Below are 15000 nucleotides of genomic sequence, written 5' to 3' on the forward strand. Positions count from 1 at the left end.
ACGTACGTCACTGAATCCGAACCGGATCCGAGCGTACGGTACCGGTCCAGTATCAGCCTGTGGCCACGAACCGATCACGGACGATCGGCCGGTAGCCTTTGCGCGAACAGCACACCGCCGGACCACACACAGGTGCGGTCGGGACTGACGGAGAGGGCTGCAACGTTATGGAAGAGCCGCGTCGCCTCGGCGGCCGGTACGAGCTGAGCCACGTGCTCGGCCGCGGTGGCATGGCCGAGGTCTACCTCGCCCACGACACCCGGCTCGGCCGTACCGTCGCCGTCAAGACCCTGCGTGCCGACCTCGCCCGCGACCCGTCCTTCCAGGCCCGGTTCCGGCGCGAGGCCCAGTCGGCCGCGTCCCTGAACCACCCGGCGATCGTCGCTGTCTACGACACCGGCGAGGACTACGTCGACAACATCTCCATCCCGTACATCGTGATGGAGTACGTCGACGGATCCACGCTGCGCGAGCTGCTGCACTCGGGCCGCAAGCTGCTGCCCGAGCGCACGCTGGAGATGTGCATCGGCATCCTCCAGGCGCTGGAGTACTCGCACCGCGCCGGCATCGTGCACCGTGACATCAAGCCCGCCAACGTGATGCTGACCCGCACCGGCCAGGTCAAGGTCATGGACTTCGGCATCGCCCGTGCCATGGGCGACTCCGGCATGACGATGACGCAGACGGCCGCCGTCATCGGCACCGCCCAGTACCTCTCCCCGGAGCAGGCCAAGGGCGAGCAGGTCGACGCGCGCTCCGACCTCTACTCCGCGGGCTGCCTGCTCTACGAACTGCTCAGCGTGCGGCCCCCGTTCGTCGGCGACTCCCCGGTGGCCGTGGCGTACCAGCACGTCCGGGAAGAGCCGCAGCCCCCGTCGAACTTCGATCCCGAGATCACGCCCGAGATGGACGCGATCGTCCTCAAGGCCCTGGTCAAGGACCCCGACTACCGCTACCAGTCGGCGGACGAGATGCGCGCCGACATCGAGGCCTGCCTCGACGGCCAGCCCGTCGCCGCCACCGCCGCCATGGGCGCGGCCGGCTACGGCTACCCGCACGACCAGGGCCACGGCTACGGCCCGCAGGGCTACGACCAGCCCACCACCGCCCTGCGCACCGCCGACCCCGGCGCCCAGACGTCGATGATGCCGCCCATGCCCCCGGGCGAAGGCGGCTACGGCTACGGCGACCAGGGCCACGGCGGCTACGACCAGGGCCCGAACCGGCGCCAGAGCCAGAAGAAGAGCAGGGCGTCCACCGTTCTGCTGGTGGCGGCCGGCATCCTCGTCCTGGTCGGCGCCATCCTCATCGGCCGAGCCCTGTCCGGGAACTCGGCCGACAACAGGCCCACCGTGCCCAAGCTCATCGGCCAGACCCTGGAAGCCGCGACGAACAGCGGCGTGAACTCCAAGGTCAAGGTGGTCAAGGGCGCCGACGAGCCCTGCGACGACCAGCCCAAGGGCAATGTCTGCAAGCAGGACCCGGTGGCCGGCACGAAGGTCGACGAGGGGGCCACGGTCACGGTCACGATCTCCTCGGGCGCCCCGAAGATCTCCGTCCTCGACGTGCTCAACATGAAGTACGAGGAGGCCGAGAAGGCGCTGAAGGACAAGGGCTTCCAGGTCGACCGCAAGACCCAGGAGTCCGACCGGACCCCGGGGACCGTCCTGGAGCAGAACCCGAAGCCCGGCTCCGAGGCGGAGAAGAACAGCGTCATCGTGCTGACGGTCGCCAAGGAACAGTCCAAGTCCGAGGTCCCCGACCTCAAGGGCAAGACCAAGGACGAGGCGGAGAAGGCCCTCAAGGCGGTCAACCTGCGACTCGGCAGCGTCACGGAGTCCGACCAGCCGGGCGCCGCTCCGGGCACGGTCATCTCCCAGCAGTTCTCGGCCGGTCAGCAGCTCGAACAGAACAAGGCCGTCGGCATCACCATCGCCAAGGCGGCGCAGGCGACGGTCGTCCCGAACTTCGCCGGCCGGACCCTGGGCCAGTACAAGAACGACCTGCAGCGCGCCAACCTGCGGCTCGGCATCGTCGCCGGCCCGTCGGACGACAACGCGCTCGTGGTCAACGCCGACCCGCAGCCCGGTACCCCCGGCACCTCGGGGCAGGCCGTCAACGTGGCCACGATCGCCGGTCAGCAGGACGGCGGGAACAACAACGGCGGCCTCTTCGGAGGCCTGTCCGGTGGCGGCGGCCGCCGCTAGCACGGGACGCGGCACAGCGCGGCGAAACGGGTCCGGCCCCTCTCGGTATGAGAGGGGCCGGACCCGTTTCCGTGCGACCGGCGGGGTGGCCTTGCCGTGACCGGCGTACGCAAGGCCGCCAGACGGCCGCCTGCGGGCCCGGCCGGGGATTCCGGGGTTCCTGTGCCTCTTGGGGCTCCGGGGGCGCCGTAGCGGCTCTCAGGGCTCTCGGGGGGCCGTTCGGGCCTGCCTCAGCGCAGCTCGGCCGGCAGGGTGCGCTGCGCGTCCACCTTCTCCGTGCGGACCAGCTCGCCCCACACGATGTACCGGTACTTCGAGGTGTAGACCGGCGTGCAGGTGGTGAGCGTGATGTACCGGCCCGGAGCGGTCTTCCCGGACTCCTTGGGGACCGCGTTGATCACGTCGGTGTTGTACTTCGAGGTCTGGCGCAGCTCCGCGAAGACCTTGTAGACGTACCAGGTGTCCCGGGTCTCGAAGACGATCGCGTCGCCGTTCTTCACCTTGTCGATGTTGTGGAACTTCGCCCCGTGCCCGTCGCGGTGCGCGGCGAGCGAGAAGTTGCCCTTCTCGTCCCAGGGCAGCGCCGACTTCACGGGCTGCGTGTAGTAGCCGGCCACGCCGTCGTCGAGGGTGTCCGGCTCCGTGCCCGCCTTGACGAGCACCTCGCCGTTCTTCATCGCCGGCACGTGCAGGAAGCCGACCCCGCCGCGGGTGTCGAGCGCCCCCGGCCCGGCCTGCTCGGCCGGGTTCTGCCACTGCTGGCGGATCTCGTCGCCGCGCGCGGCGGCCTGCCGGTCCGCGAGGACGTTCGTCCACCACAGCGAGTAGGCCACGAACAGGCCCAGCACCAGGCCCACCGTGATCAGGACCTCGCCCAGCAGGCTCAGGAACCCGGCGAGCACACTGCGGCTGCCGGCGGGCGGGGCCGCGGCGCGGCGGCTGGCACGTGACACTGCTTGATTCGTCCTTAGCTGGTCAGCGCGGGCGGCAGGCCCTGGCTGCGGGGGCGTTCCTCGGTCATCCTGCCCCATACGATCATCCGGTAGGTGCTGGTGAACTCCGGGGTGCAGGTGGTCAGCGTGATGTACCGGCCCTCGGAAGTGAATCCCGAGCCCTCCGGAACGGGCTTGATCACCCCGACGTTCGTCGGCGGCGTCTGCGCGAGCGACGAGGTCATCTCGTACGTGTAGTAGGCGTCCCGGGTCTCGACCACGACGGGATCCCCGGGCACCAGCCGGTTGATGTAGCGGAACGGCTCCCCGTGGGTGTTGCGGTGCCCGGCCACCGCGAAGTTGCCCTGCTTGTCGGCGGGCATCGCAGTCTTCAGCGCACCCTCGCCGTAGTGCCCGACCATGCCCCGGTCCAGGACCTTCGGCTTGCTGATCCCCTCGGCCACCGGGACCTTCACGTCCAGCTTGGGGATGTGGAGGATGGCGAAGCCCTGGCCCGGCTCGAAGGCCGTCACGGGCGGTGCGGCGGCCCCGCCGTCCGGCTGTCTCTCCCAGGTCTGCCGCAGCGAGCCCGCGGCGCCGTTCGCCGTCCGCTCCGCCACCAGGTTCGTGTACCAGAGCTGGTAGGCGACGAACAGCAGCATCACCAGGCCCACCGTGATGAAGAGCTCCCCGCCCAGCCGGCTCGCGATGACCGCCGGGCCGCCGGACGCCGGCCGCTTGCGCCGCCGCCCGCCCCGCCTCCGGGTGTTTCTGGCGGCCCGTTTCGCGGCCTCCTGAGCTGCCCTGCGTCGCGCGGCCCGGCCCTCGGTGGGCGCGGACGGCGCGACCGTCGTCACGCGACGGCCTTGCCCACCACCGGGGCCAGCCCCACCGAGCGTTCCACCGCGCCGGCGTCCCCGCACCGGACCAGCCAGTTCGCGAGCATCCGGTGGCCCCATTCGGTCAGCACCGACTCGGGGTGGAACTGCACGCCCTCGACGTCGTGCTCCCGGTGGCGCAGGCCCATGATGATCCCGTCCTCGGTCCGGGCCGTGACCTCCAGGACGTCGGGCAGGGTCTCGGGCTCGGCCGCGAGGGAGTGGTAGCGGGTCGCGGTGAACGGCGAGGGCAGCCCCTCGAAGACGCCCAGGCCGCCGTGCACCACGGGCGAGGTCTTGCCGTGCAGCAGCTCGGGGGCCCGGCCCACGACGCCTCCGTAGGCGACCGTCATCGACTGCATGCCGAGGCAGACGCCGAAGACGGGGACGCCGGTGTCGGCGCAGTGCCGGACCATGTCGACGCAGACGCCGGCCTCCTCGGGCGTGCCCGGGCCGGGGGAGAGCAGGACGCCGTCGAAGCCGTCCTGCGCGTGCGCGAGGGCGACCTCGTCGTTGCGCAGCACCTCGCACTCGGCGCCGAGCTGGTAGAGGTACTGGACCAGGTTGAAGACGAAGCTGTCGTAGTTGTCGACCACCAGAATGCGTGCGCTCACGGAGTGGCTCCCGATCCCTCGTCCACCGTCACATCGTTGAACGGGAGGAGCGGCTCGGCCCACGGGAAGACGTACTGGAACAGCACGAAGACCACGGCGAGGACCAGTACGAGGGAGATCAGCGCGCGTACCCACGCGTTGCCCGGCAGATGCCGCCAGATCCAGCCGTACATGCCGCCTGATTCCTTTTCGTCCACATTCGTTCAACGCACCGCGGAGGCGGTACGCGAACAGACTAAAGGCAGCGGCCCGGCGGAGGGGGTCACCTGGACGAACCCCCCGGCCGGGCCTGTGCCGCGGCGCGCGTCCCGGTCAGTTCCGCCCAGACCACCAGCCGGTGGCTGTGTCCCCATTCCGGGTCGCAGGTGGTCAGCGTGAGGTATTTGCCGGGCGCCGTGAACGGGGACCCGGCCGGCACCGGGTCGACCACCGCGACGTCGGTGGGCAGGGTGCGCAGGGGTCCGCCCCGGATCGTGTACGTGTACCAGGTGCCCGCGTCCTTGAGGATCACCTCGTCCCCAGGGCGCAGTTTCGGGAAGTCCTTGAAGGGGTCCCCGTAGGTGCGGCGGTGGCCGGCCACGGAGAAGTTCCCGACGGCGCCGAGGCGGGCGGTGGCGGCGTAGTGGCCCAGGCCCTTCTTGAGGAGTCCGGGGTCGGTGCCCTCCAGGACGGGCCGGACCCAGTCCGGGCCGAAGCGCGGGACGTACATCTCGGCGAAGGCCCGGCCGGCGGGGTAGCGCGGTTCCTCCGGGGCGGCCCCGGGGGTTCCGGGGGCCGCGGGGGCCGCGGCCGGGTCCGCCTGCGGTGCGGCGGCCGCCCAGCCGTCACGCAGCCGGGCCATCTCGCCGTCCGCGGCCCGGTCCGCCTTGACCCCGGTCCACAGCAGGACGTAGGCGACGAAGAGCACGATCAGCGTGCCCGCCGTCAGGCACACCTCGCTGAACGTCCGTACCGCCAGGCGCAGTACGACGTCGGGACGGACCCGGTCACGGGGTGGTGGCCACCGGCTTCGCATAGTGGAGGTCCACTGTGCCGGAGTAGGCGGGAAGTGTCAGCGCCTTGTGCTCGTCCACTTTCCAGCCCAGGCCGTAGGCGTTCACGTACGCCTGGTAGTTCTGCAGGGCCGGAGAGGCGGCGAGGGCCTTCTTGAGCGCCGCCGGGTCGCCGACCGCCGAGATCTTGTACGGGGGCGAGTAGACGCGGCCCTGGAGGATCAGGGTGTTGCCCACGCAGCGCACCGCGCTGGTGGAGATCAGCCGCTGGTCCATGACCTGGATGCCCTCGGCACCGCCCTGCCACAGGGCGTTCACCACGGCCTGGAGGTCCTGCTGGTGGATCACCAGGTCGTTGGGCTGCGGCTCGGGCACGTTGGGGATGCGGGCGGTGGCGTTCGGCGGGGCGTCGTTGAGGGTGACGGTCAGGCCCTTGCCGGAGAGCTCCTCGGTGCCCGAGGCGGCGCGCAGGGCGGCCAGCCTCGCGTCCTGCGCCGTGGTGCTGCCGTCGTCGCGGTCGGCGAGGGCGTCCACGCGCAGGCGGGCCGCTCCGGTGCTCTCCTCCAGCTCCGCGTTGTCCTGGCTGCGCTCCTTGATGAGGTCGGACAGCTTGAGGAGTGAGGCGTCCGTCCGGATGTTCGTACCCTTGGAGGTGTTGAAACTGGTGACGAAGAGCAGCCCGGCCAGGGCGAAGACGGCGGCCGTCAGCAACCGGACCGGCCTGGCCCGGCGACGGGGACCCGCGGAGGAGTCGTCTGAATTGCTCAACGTACCCTTCTCCTTCAACGCCACAGGTCCACTACGCTAACGGACGCCCGGGGCAGGCAAGGTCCCCAGCGCATCGACAGGAGAGCCCCTCGTGCCGAAGTCACGTATCCGCAAGAAGGACGACTACACCCCGCCGCCCGCGCGGCAGCCGCAGAGCATCCGGCTGACGAACCGCAGCTGGGTCGCCCCGGTCATGCTGGCGTTCTTCCTGATCGGTCTCGCGTGGATCGTCGTCTTCTACGTGACCGAGACCCAGCTGCCGGTCGAGGCTCTGGGCAACTGGAACATCGTGGTCGGCTTCGGCTTCATCGCGGCGGGGTTCGGCGTTTCCACGCAGTGGAAGTAGCACCCCGCAGTCCCTGACGGAAGCTCTCCCCATGAGTTATCCACAGCGTCATCCACACCTGAGGAAAAGACAGAAGATCTGTGGATAACTCTGTGGAGAGTTGACGCCGGTGTGATCAGGTGAGTTCCGCCGTACGGAGCATGATCAGCGCCGCTGCCAGCAGGAACACCACCGCACAGGTGCCCCACTGGACGAGTGCGCGATGCTTGGCGGCGGTCGGCGTGAGCATGCCCATCCCGACCAGGGCGCCGGTGATCAGCCCTCCCACGTGTGCCTGCCAGGACACGTTCAGGGTGCCGCCGAAGGGGACGAAGGTCAGCACCAGCATCAGCACGACCATGACGATCACCGGCCGCATCTCGTACCGCAGCCGCCGCGCCAGCACCACCGTGGCGCCGAGCAGTCCGAAGACGGCTCCGGAGGCGCCGAGGGTCGGGGTGTTCGGCTCGGTCAGCAGGTAGACGAGGGCGCTGCCGCCCAGGCCCGAGAGCAGGTAGACGGCCAGGTAGCGGGCGCGGCCCAGGGCCGCTTCCAGCGGGCCGCCGATGACCCACAGGCCGATCATGTTGCCGATGATGTGCCACCACTCGACGTGCAGGAACACCGAGGTCAGCAGCCGCTGGTACTGGCCGGTGGAGACCCCTTCCACGGGGCCGCCGAAGTACTCGACGTAGCGGCCGAGCAGTTCGAGCTGGATCACGATCGCCGGGGCGGCGAGGCCGGCCAGGAACACCGCGACGTTGATTCCGATGAGGATCTTGGTGACCAGGTGGGGGTCGGCCGCGACCACCCCGCCCGCGATGGTGCGCGGCGCGTTGGCGGCGGGCCGGTGCCCGGTACCGGAGCCCTCACGGACGCACTCGGGGCACTGGAAGCCCACCGAGGCGCTGATCATGCACTCCGGGCAGATGGGGCGCTCGCAGCGGGTGCAGCTGATCCCCGTGTCGCGGTCCGGGTGGCGGTAGCAGCCCGGCAGACGGTCGGTGTCCATCGGTCCCCTCGGTCGGCGGCGGGGCAGGGCGTGTGCACCCCGCCGGTCCGGTACGTATCCAGTACGGACGGGCGGGGCGGAAAGGTTCCCGGCGATCCGGGGATGTGGCGATCCGGGGATCCGGAAGTGCGCAGGTGCGCAGGGTGCGAGGGGGCGGAGCGGGGCGGACCGGTTCTCAGCGCTTCTCGACGACGACGGACTTGATGACGACGTCCTCCAGCGGCCGCTCGGTGCGCGAGTTGGTGGCGCCGGCGGCGATGGCGTCCACGACCTTGCGGCTCGCCGGGTCGGTGACCTCGCCGAAGATGGTGTGCTTGCGCGTCAGCCAGGCGGTCGGGGCGACGGTGATGAAGAACTGCGAGCCGTTGGTGCCCGGACCGGCGTTGGCCATGGCGAGCAGGTACGGCTTGGTGAAGGCCAGGTCGGGGTGGAACTCGTCCGCGAAGGCGTAGCCCGGACCGCCGGTGCCGTTGCCGAGCGGGTCGCCGCCCTGGATCATGAAGCCGCTGATGACGCGGTGGAAGACGGTGCCGTCGTAGAGCGGGTCCGTGGTCTTCTGGCCGTCCGTGGGGCGGGTCCACTCGCGGGCACCCGTGGCGAGCTCGACGAAGTTCCGGACGGTCTTCGGAGCGAAGTTCTCCAGCAGCTCGATCTCGATGTCGCCGTGGGTGGTCTTCAGGGTGGCGTAGAGCTTCTCGGCCACGGATCTGCCTTCCATAGTCATCACTGTCGGTCCAGATGGTCGCACGGAGCGCTCCGCGGCACTGAAATCCTCCACCCGTATGCCCTGTCACGCATGCCTGTCGACGCAATGGCAGGCATGATCCGACAAAGGGTGGAAAGGTGAACTGTGTCCGCCACCGAGGAGGAGGATCCCGTGACCGGCAAGGACAGCGCGCGCCTGGCAGCCGAGAGCGCCAGGGAGAGCGTGCGGTACGCGGCTGAAATGGTGGCGCCGTACGCGGAATCCGCCAGGGACGCTGCGGTGCACTACGCGCACGAGGCCAACGACCGGCTGACGCCCCTGGTGTCCCAGGCGGCCACCGGTGCAGCGCGCCAAGCCCGGATGACCTACGACGGCCATCTGCACCCGCGTCTGAAGGCGGCGCGGGCGCACGTGCCGCCACCCGTGGACCGGGCTGCGACGAAGGCGGTCCACCAGACGCGCCTGGCGGCCCGTCAGGCGGCCGACTACACACAGCCGAAGATCGAGAGCGCCATCGCGGCCGCCACGCCCGTGGCCGAGGAGGCCGCGTCGCGGTCGACCGCGGCGCTGGCGGCGCTGCGCGGCCAGGTGACGGCCAAGGAAGTGCAGAAGCTCGTGCGCAAGCACGAGCGGGCACGGCGCCGCGGCAAGGTGCTGCGCGGAGCCGCACTCGTCGGCCTGCTCGCGGCCGGCGCCTACCTGGCGTGGCGGTGGTGGGACCAGCAGTCCAACCCGGACTGGCTGGTCGAACCGCCCGCGGCGACCGAGCTGTCGGACCGCGACGCCGCACCGGCGAGCTTCGACGACGAGCTGGCGGAGAAGGAGCGCGAGGCGGAATCGGGACCGGAGCCGGGCTCGGCCCCGTAGGACGGCCGTCCCGGACGATCGACGAGTGACGCGGAAGGGCCCGGTCCCCGAGGGGACCGGGCCCCTTCCGCGTCGGGTTCAGCTCGGGAGTGTCAGGACCGCGCCCGGCGGCACGAGGTCGGGGTTGGCGCCGATGACGCCCCGGTTCATGGCGTAGAGCTCGCGCCAGCGCGCCTCGTTGCCGAGTTCGCGACCGGCGATCGAGGCCAGCGTGTCGCCCTGCTTGACGGTGTAGGTGCGGTTCTTCGCGGTCGGCCGCGGCTTGGCCACCGGGGCCGCGGGTACCGCCTTGTGCGCGGCCGAGTGGGGTGTGGGCGTGTACGCGGCCCCCGGCGAGGTGGACGGCGGCGCGGCCTTCGGCATCGCGGCGGGCCTGGGCGGTGCGGGCACCGCCTTGTGCGCCGCGGAGCCGGGGGTCGGGGTCGCGGGTGCGGGCCCCCGCCTGGGCGGGGCGGCGGCCGCCATGCGCTCGGCGGCGGCCCTGGTCGCCGAGGCGGCGTCGGCCGCGGCGCTCCTGGAGGGGCCCGCCCCCTTGTCCGCCTGTTGCTGCACCTGCGCCTGCGTCTTCTCGGCGTTCTCGTGCGCCTTCTTCTTGTCGGACTTCAGGAAGTCGAAGAGTCCCATGTCTGTACGCCTCCGGCGTGAGGGTTCCCCCCTGTGTCGATGCCCTTCCCCCACTGTCCGCCACCGGGCGGCGGACGGCCCAGCGACGGGGCCGTCCGGGGGACGCGCGGGCCCCGCGGGAGCGCACCGGTGCACGCCCGGCCGGACTGCCCGGACCGTCAACTCCGGTGCGGACCGGGCCGGGAGGCCGATCGGCCTCGGCACCCGGGACTGCACCGCGGTCCCCCGCCCGGGGCCTGCGGGGGCACCCCGGGGAGGAACGGCCGGGCAAACCTTCGATACCCGCGAGCCACCGCCCTCCGCACGGCCGGGCCGACACCGGCGGCCGGGCATGCAAAATGCCCCCCGAGCAACGTTTCCGCAGGTCGGAGGGCATTTCAATGTGGAGCCTAGGAGATTCGAACTCCTGACATCTGCCTTGCAAAGGCAGCGCTCTACCAACTGAGCTAAGGCCCCGTGGAACTGGACGCACCGGTCCCGCGTGAGGGATGTGGTCGTTCCGCAGAACAGAGTACCGGGTCTACCCCCTCATCTCGCAAAATGATAGGGACTCCCGCCCTGCGACCACTCTCCGTAAGATGCTCGCGAGGTTCGCACCAGCGAAGGGGAGTAGTAAGAGTGGACGCAGTGCAACAAGAGGCCACGGCCAGAGCCAGAGAGCTTCAGCGGAGCTGGTACGGAGAGCCGCTGGGGGCGCTCTTCCGCAGGCTCATAGACGACCTCGGCCTGAATCAGGCCAGGCTCGCTGCCGTACTCGGGCTGTCGGCGCCCATGCTGTCCCAGCTGATGAGCGGCCAGCGCGCCAAGATCGGCAACCCTGCCGTGGTCCAGCGCGTCCAGGCCCTCCAGGACCTTGCCGGACAGGTGGCCGACGGCAGTGTCAGCGCGGCGGAGGCGGCCGACCGGATGGACGAGATCAAGAAGACCCAGGGAGGATCCGTCCTCAGCAGCAGCGGCCAGACCACCACCGGTTCCGGCGCACCCACCGTCAAGCGCGTGGTCCGCGAGATCCAGTCGCTGCTGCGCTCCGTCTCCGCGGCCGGCGACATCATCGACGCGGCGAACAGCCTCGCCCCCAGCCATCCGGAACTGGCAGAGTTCCTCCGGGTGTACGGAGCGGGCCGCACCGCGGACGCGGTCGCGCACTACGAGGCGCACCAGAACTGACACGCACGACGGGGGACGACGGGTGACGGGGGACGGGCGCAGCGATGGGTGAGGTCTTCGCCGGCCGGTACGAGCTGATCGATCCGATCGGGCGCGGGGGCGCGGGTGCCGTGTGGCGGGCCTGGGACCACCGGCGTCGCCGCTACGTCGCCGCGAAGGTCCTCCTGCAGAGCGACGCCCACACACTGCTGCGGTTCGTACGGGAGCAGGCGCTGCGGATCGACCATCCGCACGTACTGGCTCCCGCCAGCTGGGCCGCCGACGACGACAAGGTCCTCTTCACCATGGACCTGGTCGGCGGCGGCTCCCTCGGACACGTGATCGGGGACTACGGGCCCCTCCCGCCCCGCTTCGTGTGCACACTGCTCGACCAGCTGCTGTCGGGCCTGGCGGCGGTGCACGCGGAAGGCGTCGTGCACCGCGACATCAAACCGGCCAACATCCTGATGGAGGCCACCGGAAGCGGGCGGCCGCACCTGCGGCTGTCCGACTTCGGCATCTCCATGCGCAAGGGCGAGCCCCGCCTGACCGAGACCGACTACGTGGTCGGCACGCCGGGCTATTTCGCACCCGAGCAACTCAGCGGGGCGGAGCCCGACTTCGCCGCGGACCTCTTCGCCGTGGGGCTGGTCGCGCTGTACCTCCTCCGGGGCAGCAAGCCCGACTCCCGCGCGCTGGTGGAGCACTTCCTCACCCACGGGACCCCGGACGCCCCGCAAGGCGTCCCCGGCCCGCTCTGGGACGTCGTCGCGAACCTCCTGCAGCCCGACCCCCAGAACCGCTTCCGGACGGCCACAGGGGCGCGCAAGGCCCTTGCCGGGGCCGTGGAACTGCTTCCCCCGCCCTCCCCGGACGAGGATCCGGTGGAGGTGTTCGACCAACTCGGTCCGCTCCCGCCCGGATTCGGTCCCGACGGCCCGACGGGCACGGCCCCCTCGCCGCCCGCCCTCGCGCCGGCGGCGGTTCCCGGGACGCCCGCGCAGCCGCCCACGGCAGGCGCCGCCGCGTCCGGCGCAGCCGCCGCCACCCCGGCCCCGGAGCCCGTGCGCACCGACCCCCGCGGTGCTTCCGCCACGGCGCCCCCGGTTCCGCAGCAGGCCGCTCCCGCCGCGGTCCGCGCGCCCTCGTACGGCTCCTCGTACGGCGCCTCGTACGGCCCCTCGGAGACGGGCAGCTTCCACCTGCCCCCGCCGGCCTCTCCGGGGACACCGGGGGCTGCCACCGCCGCGGTCCCGGCCGTTCCCGCGGCCGCGCCGGTCACCAGGCGCGGCGGCATCGCCCCGCCCCCGCCGAAGGCGGTCGCCTCGCTGCTCGCCGCGGCGCTGCTGTGCTTCGCGGTCGGCGTCTGGGCCCTCACGCAGCTGTAGTGCCGCGCCCCCGCCGGCCGAGCAGGACCCAGCCGCCCAGCACGGCCAGCAGCAGCGTCCCGGTGCCGAGGCCCGCGCCCGCCACGACGCGCATCAGCGAGCGGGTCCCGGCCGCCTCGGCGGCCTCCGGGGCCGTGAGCCCCTCCCGCGCCGCCGCCCGGTCCTCGGCCCCGACGCCGAAGCCGCCCGCGGCCGGATCCTCCTTGTACGCGGGCCCCTTGGCCGGAGTACCGGTGACCTCCAGGCGCAGGGTCAGCGGGACGGGTACCGCGTCCTCGGTGAAGTCGGCGACCTTCGCGCCCATCGTCACGGCGACGTAGTACCAGCCCGCGACGCTCACGGGCTGCGTCTCGCGGTCACCGGAGAAGCGGTTGCCGTAGTCGACCGGAGGGGTCTTCTCCAGGGTGACCCCGGCCTGCACGCCGTCGTAGGACACCCCCTTGCCCGAGACCGGGCTCCGGAACGGGCTGTAGAGGGTGACGGTCAGTCCGCCCGACGCGGAGGTGAAGTCCTTGGTCCGCTTCGCGGCGGAGAGCTCGGCGCCGAGGCCGAGCCGCTGCCCCCAGTCCAGCGGGACGCGGTACCAGCGGGTCTGCCCCGGCCTCATCTCGTCGCGCCACACGCCTGCCCCCAGGGCCCGTGCGTCGTTGAAGCCGGTGCCGCCGGCCCGGCCCACCGCCTCGGTGCCGGGCAGGGACGGGGCTCCCGTGGGCCAGCCGCTGGGCGCGGTGGTGGGGGCGCCCGGGCCGCGGCCCGGTTCGCGCTGGACCTTGAGTTCGAGCGGCCAGGGGCTCTGGTCGGAGGTCTTGGCCGAAGTCCGGGTGACCTTCGCGTAGTAGACGCCGGCGGGCGCGCACTCGTCGTCCTCGGCCCCCCAGCGGACCCCGGCCGCGGCCAGGGGCACCGCGTCGTAGCCGAAGGTCGCCCGGCCCGTGCTCGCCCGGCAGGAGCGGCCCGCGGTGGTCATCAGCTCCACCTCGACGCCGTCGCTGCCGGAGACCTTGGCGCCCGCCGGGGGCCGGAGCACGGCGGACACGTAGGCGTTGGAGCCGTCCTGCTGCAGGACGAGCCGGTAGACGCGCTCCCCGGGCCCGATGGTGTCCTCGTAGGTGTTCCCGGCCTCGATGAGCGGGGCGTCCGCCGAGGAGGGCTTGCCCTCGACCTTGCGGGCGCCGTCGGCGGCGCGGTAGGCGGGCGGCGGCTGGGGCGCGCTCTCGTCGGCGTGCGCGGCCGCGGGCACCCCGGCCAGCACCATGCCGAGGGCCGCCGCCCACCCCGTCGCCCGTACCCGACCCATCACGCCCACCCCGAGTTTGCTAGCGCAAGCCAAATCTTTGCAAAACGTAAGTTTTCGTCACAGAACAGCACAAAGCCCCGGCCGCAGCGGCAGCCGGGGCTTCATGAACTCAGCCTTCGGTCTCACACACCGGAACCAGAGGGCACGGAGTCGGTTGCCTCCGTCCACAGGTCCTGCTCGGCGCGGTCCGCCTGGATCTGGCGGTACACGAGGAGCCCGCCGATGGCGGCCAGTGCGACCAGGAGCAGCTTCTTCACCGCGCGACCTCGTCTTTCGTTGACGTAGGGGACTTCTGGCGCCCAACAATACACACCGACCGATACCGATCGGTGACCTGGCGGTCCGCCAACTGGCCCAACGAAGAAGACCCCCAGGCCTTGGGCCTGGGGGTCTTCGACACTGTGGGGCTAACAGGATTTGAACCTGTGGCCTCATCCTTATCAGGGATGCGCTCTAACCAACTGAGCTATAGCCCCTCCGCGCTGCGCGCTGACTCCTGAAGATTAGCGCACAGACCCGGTCAGGCCAAAATCGGTTCCCGGGAGGCGTCTGCGCAGGTCATCCGACCCGTCACCGACGCTTCCCCGGAAGGCCTACTCGTCCTCGGCAAGGGTGAGCTCGACGCCGCCGACGAATCCCGCCGACAGGTTGTAGATGAACGCGCCCAGTGTCGCCAGCGCCGTCGCCAGCACCACGTCGATCACCGCGATCACCGACGTGAAGATCAGTACGCGCGGCAGCGAGAGGAAGGACTGGAGGTCGAAGCCGTTGCTCTCGTTCGAGCCGGTCGCCTCGCTGATCGTGCCGCCGACGGTCGAGAAGACGCCCATCGCGTCCATGACCATCCACAGCACCGCCGCCGCCACGATCGTGCAGACGCCCAGCGCGATCGACAGCAGGAAGCTGACCTTCATCACCGACCACGGGTCCGCCTTGGCCACCCGCAGCCGCGCCTTGCGCGTCCTGGGGGCCGTGCGGACCGGCGTCCGCGGCTTGCGCTGGGTGGCGGCCGCTCCGCCGCCGCGCGGCGCGCCGGGGCCCGCGGGCGCCGAGTATGCCTGCGGCGGCTGGTACGGCTGCGCGGGCCTGTCCTTGTCCGCGCCGGCAGCGGTCTTGGCCTCGGCCTCGTCCGGTGCCTGCGGTCCTCGGGTGTCCGTCACGGTTCCCCCCTGGGAGTCCGCGGCGGGGCCACGGGCACCGTTCGCTCCAGTCTTGGCCGGTCCGGCGCCCGTGGCTCCACTCAC

The 15000-nt window shown here is 71.5% G+C and carries 16 protein-coding genes, 2 tRNA genes and 1 pseudogene; 5 read left to right on the forward strand and 14 right to left on the reverse strand.

Annotation, left to right across the window (positions count from 1 at the left end):
• Nucleotides 1–167 precede the first annotated feature (167 nt).
• Nucleotides 168–2207: a Stk1 family PASTA domain-containing Ser/Thr kinase gene (gene pknB / locus E6U81_RS13115; protein ID WP_136230269.1), complete on the forward strand. Its 2040-nt coding sequence runs from the start codon at nucleotides 168–170 to the stop codon at nucleotides 2205–2207.
• 230 nt (nucleotides 2208–2437) lie between these two features.
• Here the strand turns inward: pknB and E6U81_RS13120 are convergent, their stop codons facing one another.
• The 6 genes and pseudogenes from E6U81_RS13120 to E6U81_RS13140 form a co-directional block, all read right to left on the reverse strand.
• A complete protein-coding gene (locus E6U81_RS13120) occupies nucleotides 2438–3160 on the reverse strand; it encodes a class E sortase (protein ID WP_240803786.1) in 723 nt (240 codons plus the stop codon).
• A gap of 14 nt (nucleotides 3161–3174) precedes the next feature.
• Nucleotides 3175–3978: pseudogene (locus E6U81_RS13125) on the reverse strand (class E sortase); the annotation flags it as partial.
• 14 nt (nucleotides 3979–3992) lie between these two features.
• Nucleotides 3993–4631, reverse strand: coding sequence for an aminodeoxychorismate/anthranilate synthase component II (locus E6U81_RS13130; protein WP_030839242.1), 639 nt, complete (start codon nucleotides 4629–4631; stop codon nucleotides 3993–3995).
• The gene (locus E6U81_RS39785; RefSeq protein WP_030011120.1) at nucleotides 4628–4804 is read right to left on the reverse strand and encodes a hypothetical protein; all 177 of its coding nucleotides are present in this window, start codon (nucleotides 4802–4804) and stop codon (nucleotides 4628–4630) included. Before E6U81_RS39785 ends, E6U81_RS13130 begins: the two co-directional genes overlap by 4 nt.
• Nucleotides 4805–4893: 89 nt before the next feature.
• Entirely contained in the window at nucleotides 4894–5646 is a 753-nt protein-coding gene (locus tag E6U81_RS13135; protein WP_136230272.1) for a class E sortase, read from the reverse strand.
• Nucleotides 5618–6391 carry a DUF881 domain-containing protein gene (locus tag E6U81_RS13140; protein ID WP_136230273.1) on the reverse strand — a complete coding sequence of 258 codons (774 nt, stop codon included), beginning with the start codon at nucleotides 6389–6391 and terminating at the stop codon, nucleotides 5618–5620. The genes E6U81_RS13135 and E6U81_RS13140 overlap by 29 nt, the downstream gene beginning before the upstream one ends.
• Before the next feature lie 91 nt (nucleotides 6392–6482).
• Here E6U81_RS13140 and crgA point away from each other — a divergent pair, with 91 nt between their 5' ends.
• Nucleotides 6483–6737: a cell division protein CrgA gene (crgA, locus tag E6U81_RS13145; RefSeq protein ID WP_031155982.1), complete on the forward strand. Its 255-nt coding sequence runs from the start codon at nucleotides 6483–6485 to the stop codon at nucleotides 6735–6737.
• Nucleotides 6738–6852: 115 nt separating this feature from the next.
• Here the strand turns inward: crgA and E6U81_RS13150 are convergent, their stop codons facing one another.
• A complete protein-coding gene (locus tag E6U81_RS13150) occupies nucleotides 6853–7728 on the reverse strand; it encodes a rhomboid family intramembrane serine protease (protein WP_136230274.1) in 876 nt (291 codons plus the stop codon).
• Between the two features lie 175 nt (nucleotides 7729–7903).
• Nucleotides 7904–8431 (reverse strand): peptidylprolyl isomerase, encoded by a 528-nt coding sequence (locus E6U81_RS13155; RefSeq protein ID WP_136230404.1) that lies wholly within the window; start codon nucleotides 8429–8431, stop codon nucleotides 7904–7906.
• Between the two features lie 147 nt (nucleotides 8432–8578).
• On the opposite strand from E6U81_RS13155, the gene E6U81_RS13160 reads away from it, so the two are divergent.
• Complete coding sequence (locus tag E6U81_RS13160; protein ID WP_136230275.1) at nucleotides 8579–9301, forward strand: DUF5324 family protein; 723 nt, start codon at nucleotides 8579–8581, stop codon at nucleotides 9299–9301.
• Nucleotides 9302–9379: 78 nt separating this feature from the next.
• Here the strand turns inward: E6U81_RS13160 and E6U81_RS13165 are convergent, their stop codons facing one another.
• Together E6U81_RS13165 and E6U81_RS13170 are read right to left on the reverse strand one after the other, a co-directional pair.
• Nucleotides 9380–9925, reverse strand: a complete 546-nt coding sequence (locus E6U81_RS13165; protein WP_136230276.1) for a LysM domain-containing protein — start codon at nucleotides 9923–9925, stop codon at nucleotides 9380–9382.
• 383 nt (nucleotides 9926–10308) lie between these two features.
• Nucleotides 10309–10381 (reverse strand) — tRNA-Ala (locus E6U81_RS13170).
• A 162-nt stretch (nucleotides 10382–10543) separates the two neighbouring features.
• Between E6U81_RS13170 and E6U81_RS13175 the strand changes: the two genes are divergently transcribed.
• Together E6U81_RS13175 and E6U81_RS13180 are read left to right on the forward strand one after the other, a co-directional pair.
• Nucleotides 10544–11092 (forward strand): transcriptional regulator, encoded by a 549-nt coding sequence (locus E6U81_RS13175; RefSeq protein ID WP_031156000.1) that lies wholly within the window; start codon nucleotides 10544–10546, stop codon nucleotides 11090–11092.
• A gap of 44 nt (nucleotides 11093–11136) precedes the next feature.
• Complete coding sequence (locus E6U81_RS13180; RefSeq protein WP_136230277.1) at nucleotides 11137–12459, forward strand: serine/threonine-protein kinase; 1323 nt, start codon at nucleotides 11137–11139, stop codon at nucleotides 12457–12459.
• Here E6U81_RS13180 and E6U81_RS39790 read toward each other — a convergent pair.
• From E6U81_RS39790 to E6U81_RS13200, 4 genes are all read right to left on the reverse strand, one after another.
• Entirely contained in the window at nucleotides 12446–13756 is a 1311-nt protein-coding gene (locus E6U81_RS39790; RefSeq protein WP_240803799.1) for a hypothetical protein, read from the reverse strand. The genes E6U81_RS13180 and E6U81_RS39790 overlap by 14 nt on opposite strands.
• A 122-nt stretch (nucleotides 13757–13878) precedes the next feature.
• Entirely contained in the window at nucleotides 13879–14013 is a 135-nt protein-coding gene (locus E6U81_RS41000) for a DLW-39 family protein (RefSeq protein ID WP_208809277.1), read from the reverse strand.
• Nucleotides 14014–14158: 145 nt separating this feature from the next.
• Nucleotides 14159–14232 (reverse strand) — tRNA-Ile (locus tag E6U81_RS13195).
• Between the two features lie 117 nt (nucleotides 14233–14349).
• Nucleotides 14350–15000: a DUF3566 domain-containing protein gene (locus tag E6U81_RS13200; RefSeq protein ID WP_136230278.1), complete on the reverse strand. Its 651-nt coding sequence runs from the start codon at nucleotides 14998–15000 to the stop codon at nucleotides 14350–14352.

The organism is Streptomyces sp. A0592, assembly GCF_004795115.1.
Classification (GTDB): Bacteria; Actinomycetota; Actinomycetes; order Streptomycetales; family Streptomycetaceae; genus Streptomyces; species Streptomyces erythrochromogenes.

Bases quoted from the DNA above. Each gene is read 5' to 3' on its own strand.
- E6U81_RS39790 (WP_240803799.1), bottom strand. From the start codon at position 13,756: ATGGGTCGGGTACGGGCGACGGGGTGGGCGGCGGCCCTCGGCATGGTG.
- E6U81_RS13165 (WP_136230276.1), bottom strand. From the start codon at position 9,925: ATGGGACTCTTCGACTTCCTGAAGTCCGACAAGAAGAAGGCGCACGAG.
- E6U81_RS13180 (WP_136230277.1), top strand. From the start codon at position 11,137: ATGGGTGAGGTCTTCGCCGGCCGGTACGAGCTGATCGATCCGATCGGG.
- E6U81_RS13150 (WP_136230274.1), bottom strand. From the start codon at position 7,728: ATGGACACCGACCGTCTGCCGGGCTGCTACCGCCACCCGGACCGCGAC.
- E6U81_RS39785 (WP_030011120.1), bottom strand. From the start codon at position 4,804: ATGTACGGCTGGATCTGGCGGCATCTGCCGGGCAACGCGTGGGTACGC.
- E6U81_RS13135 (WP_136230272.1), bottom strand. From the start codon at position 5,646: ATGCGAAGCCGGTGGCCACCACCCCGTGACCGGGTCCGTCCCGACGTC.
- pknB (WP_136230269.1), top strand. From the start codon at position 168: ATGGAAGAGCCGCGTCGCCTCGGCGGCCGGTACGAGCTGAGCCACGTG.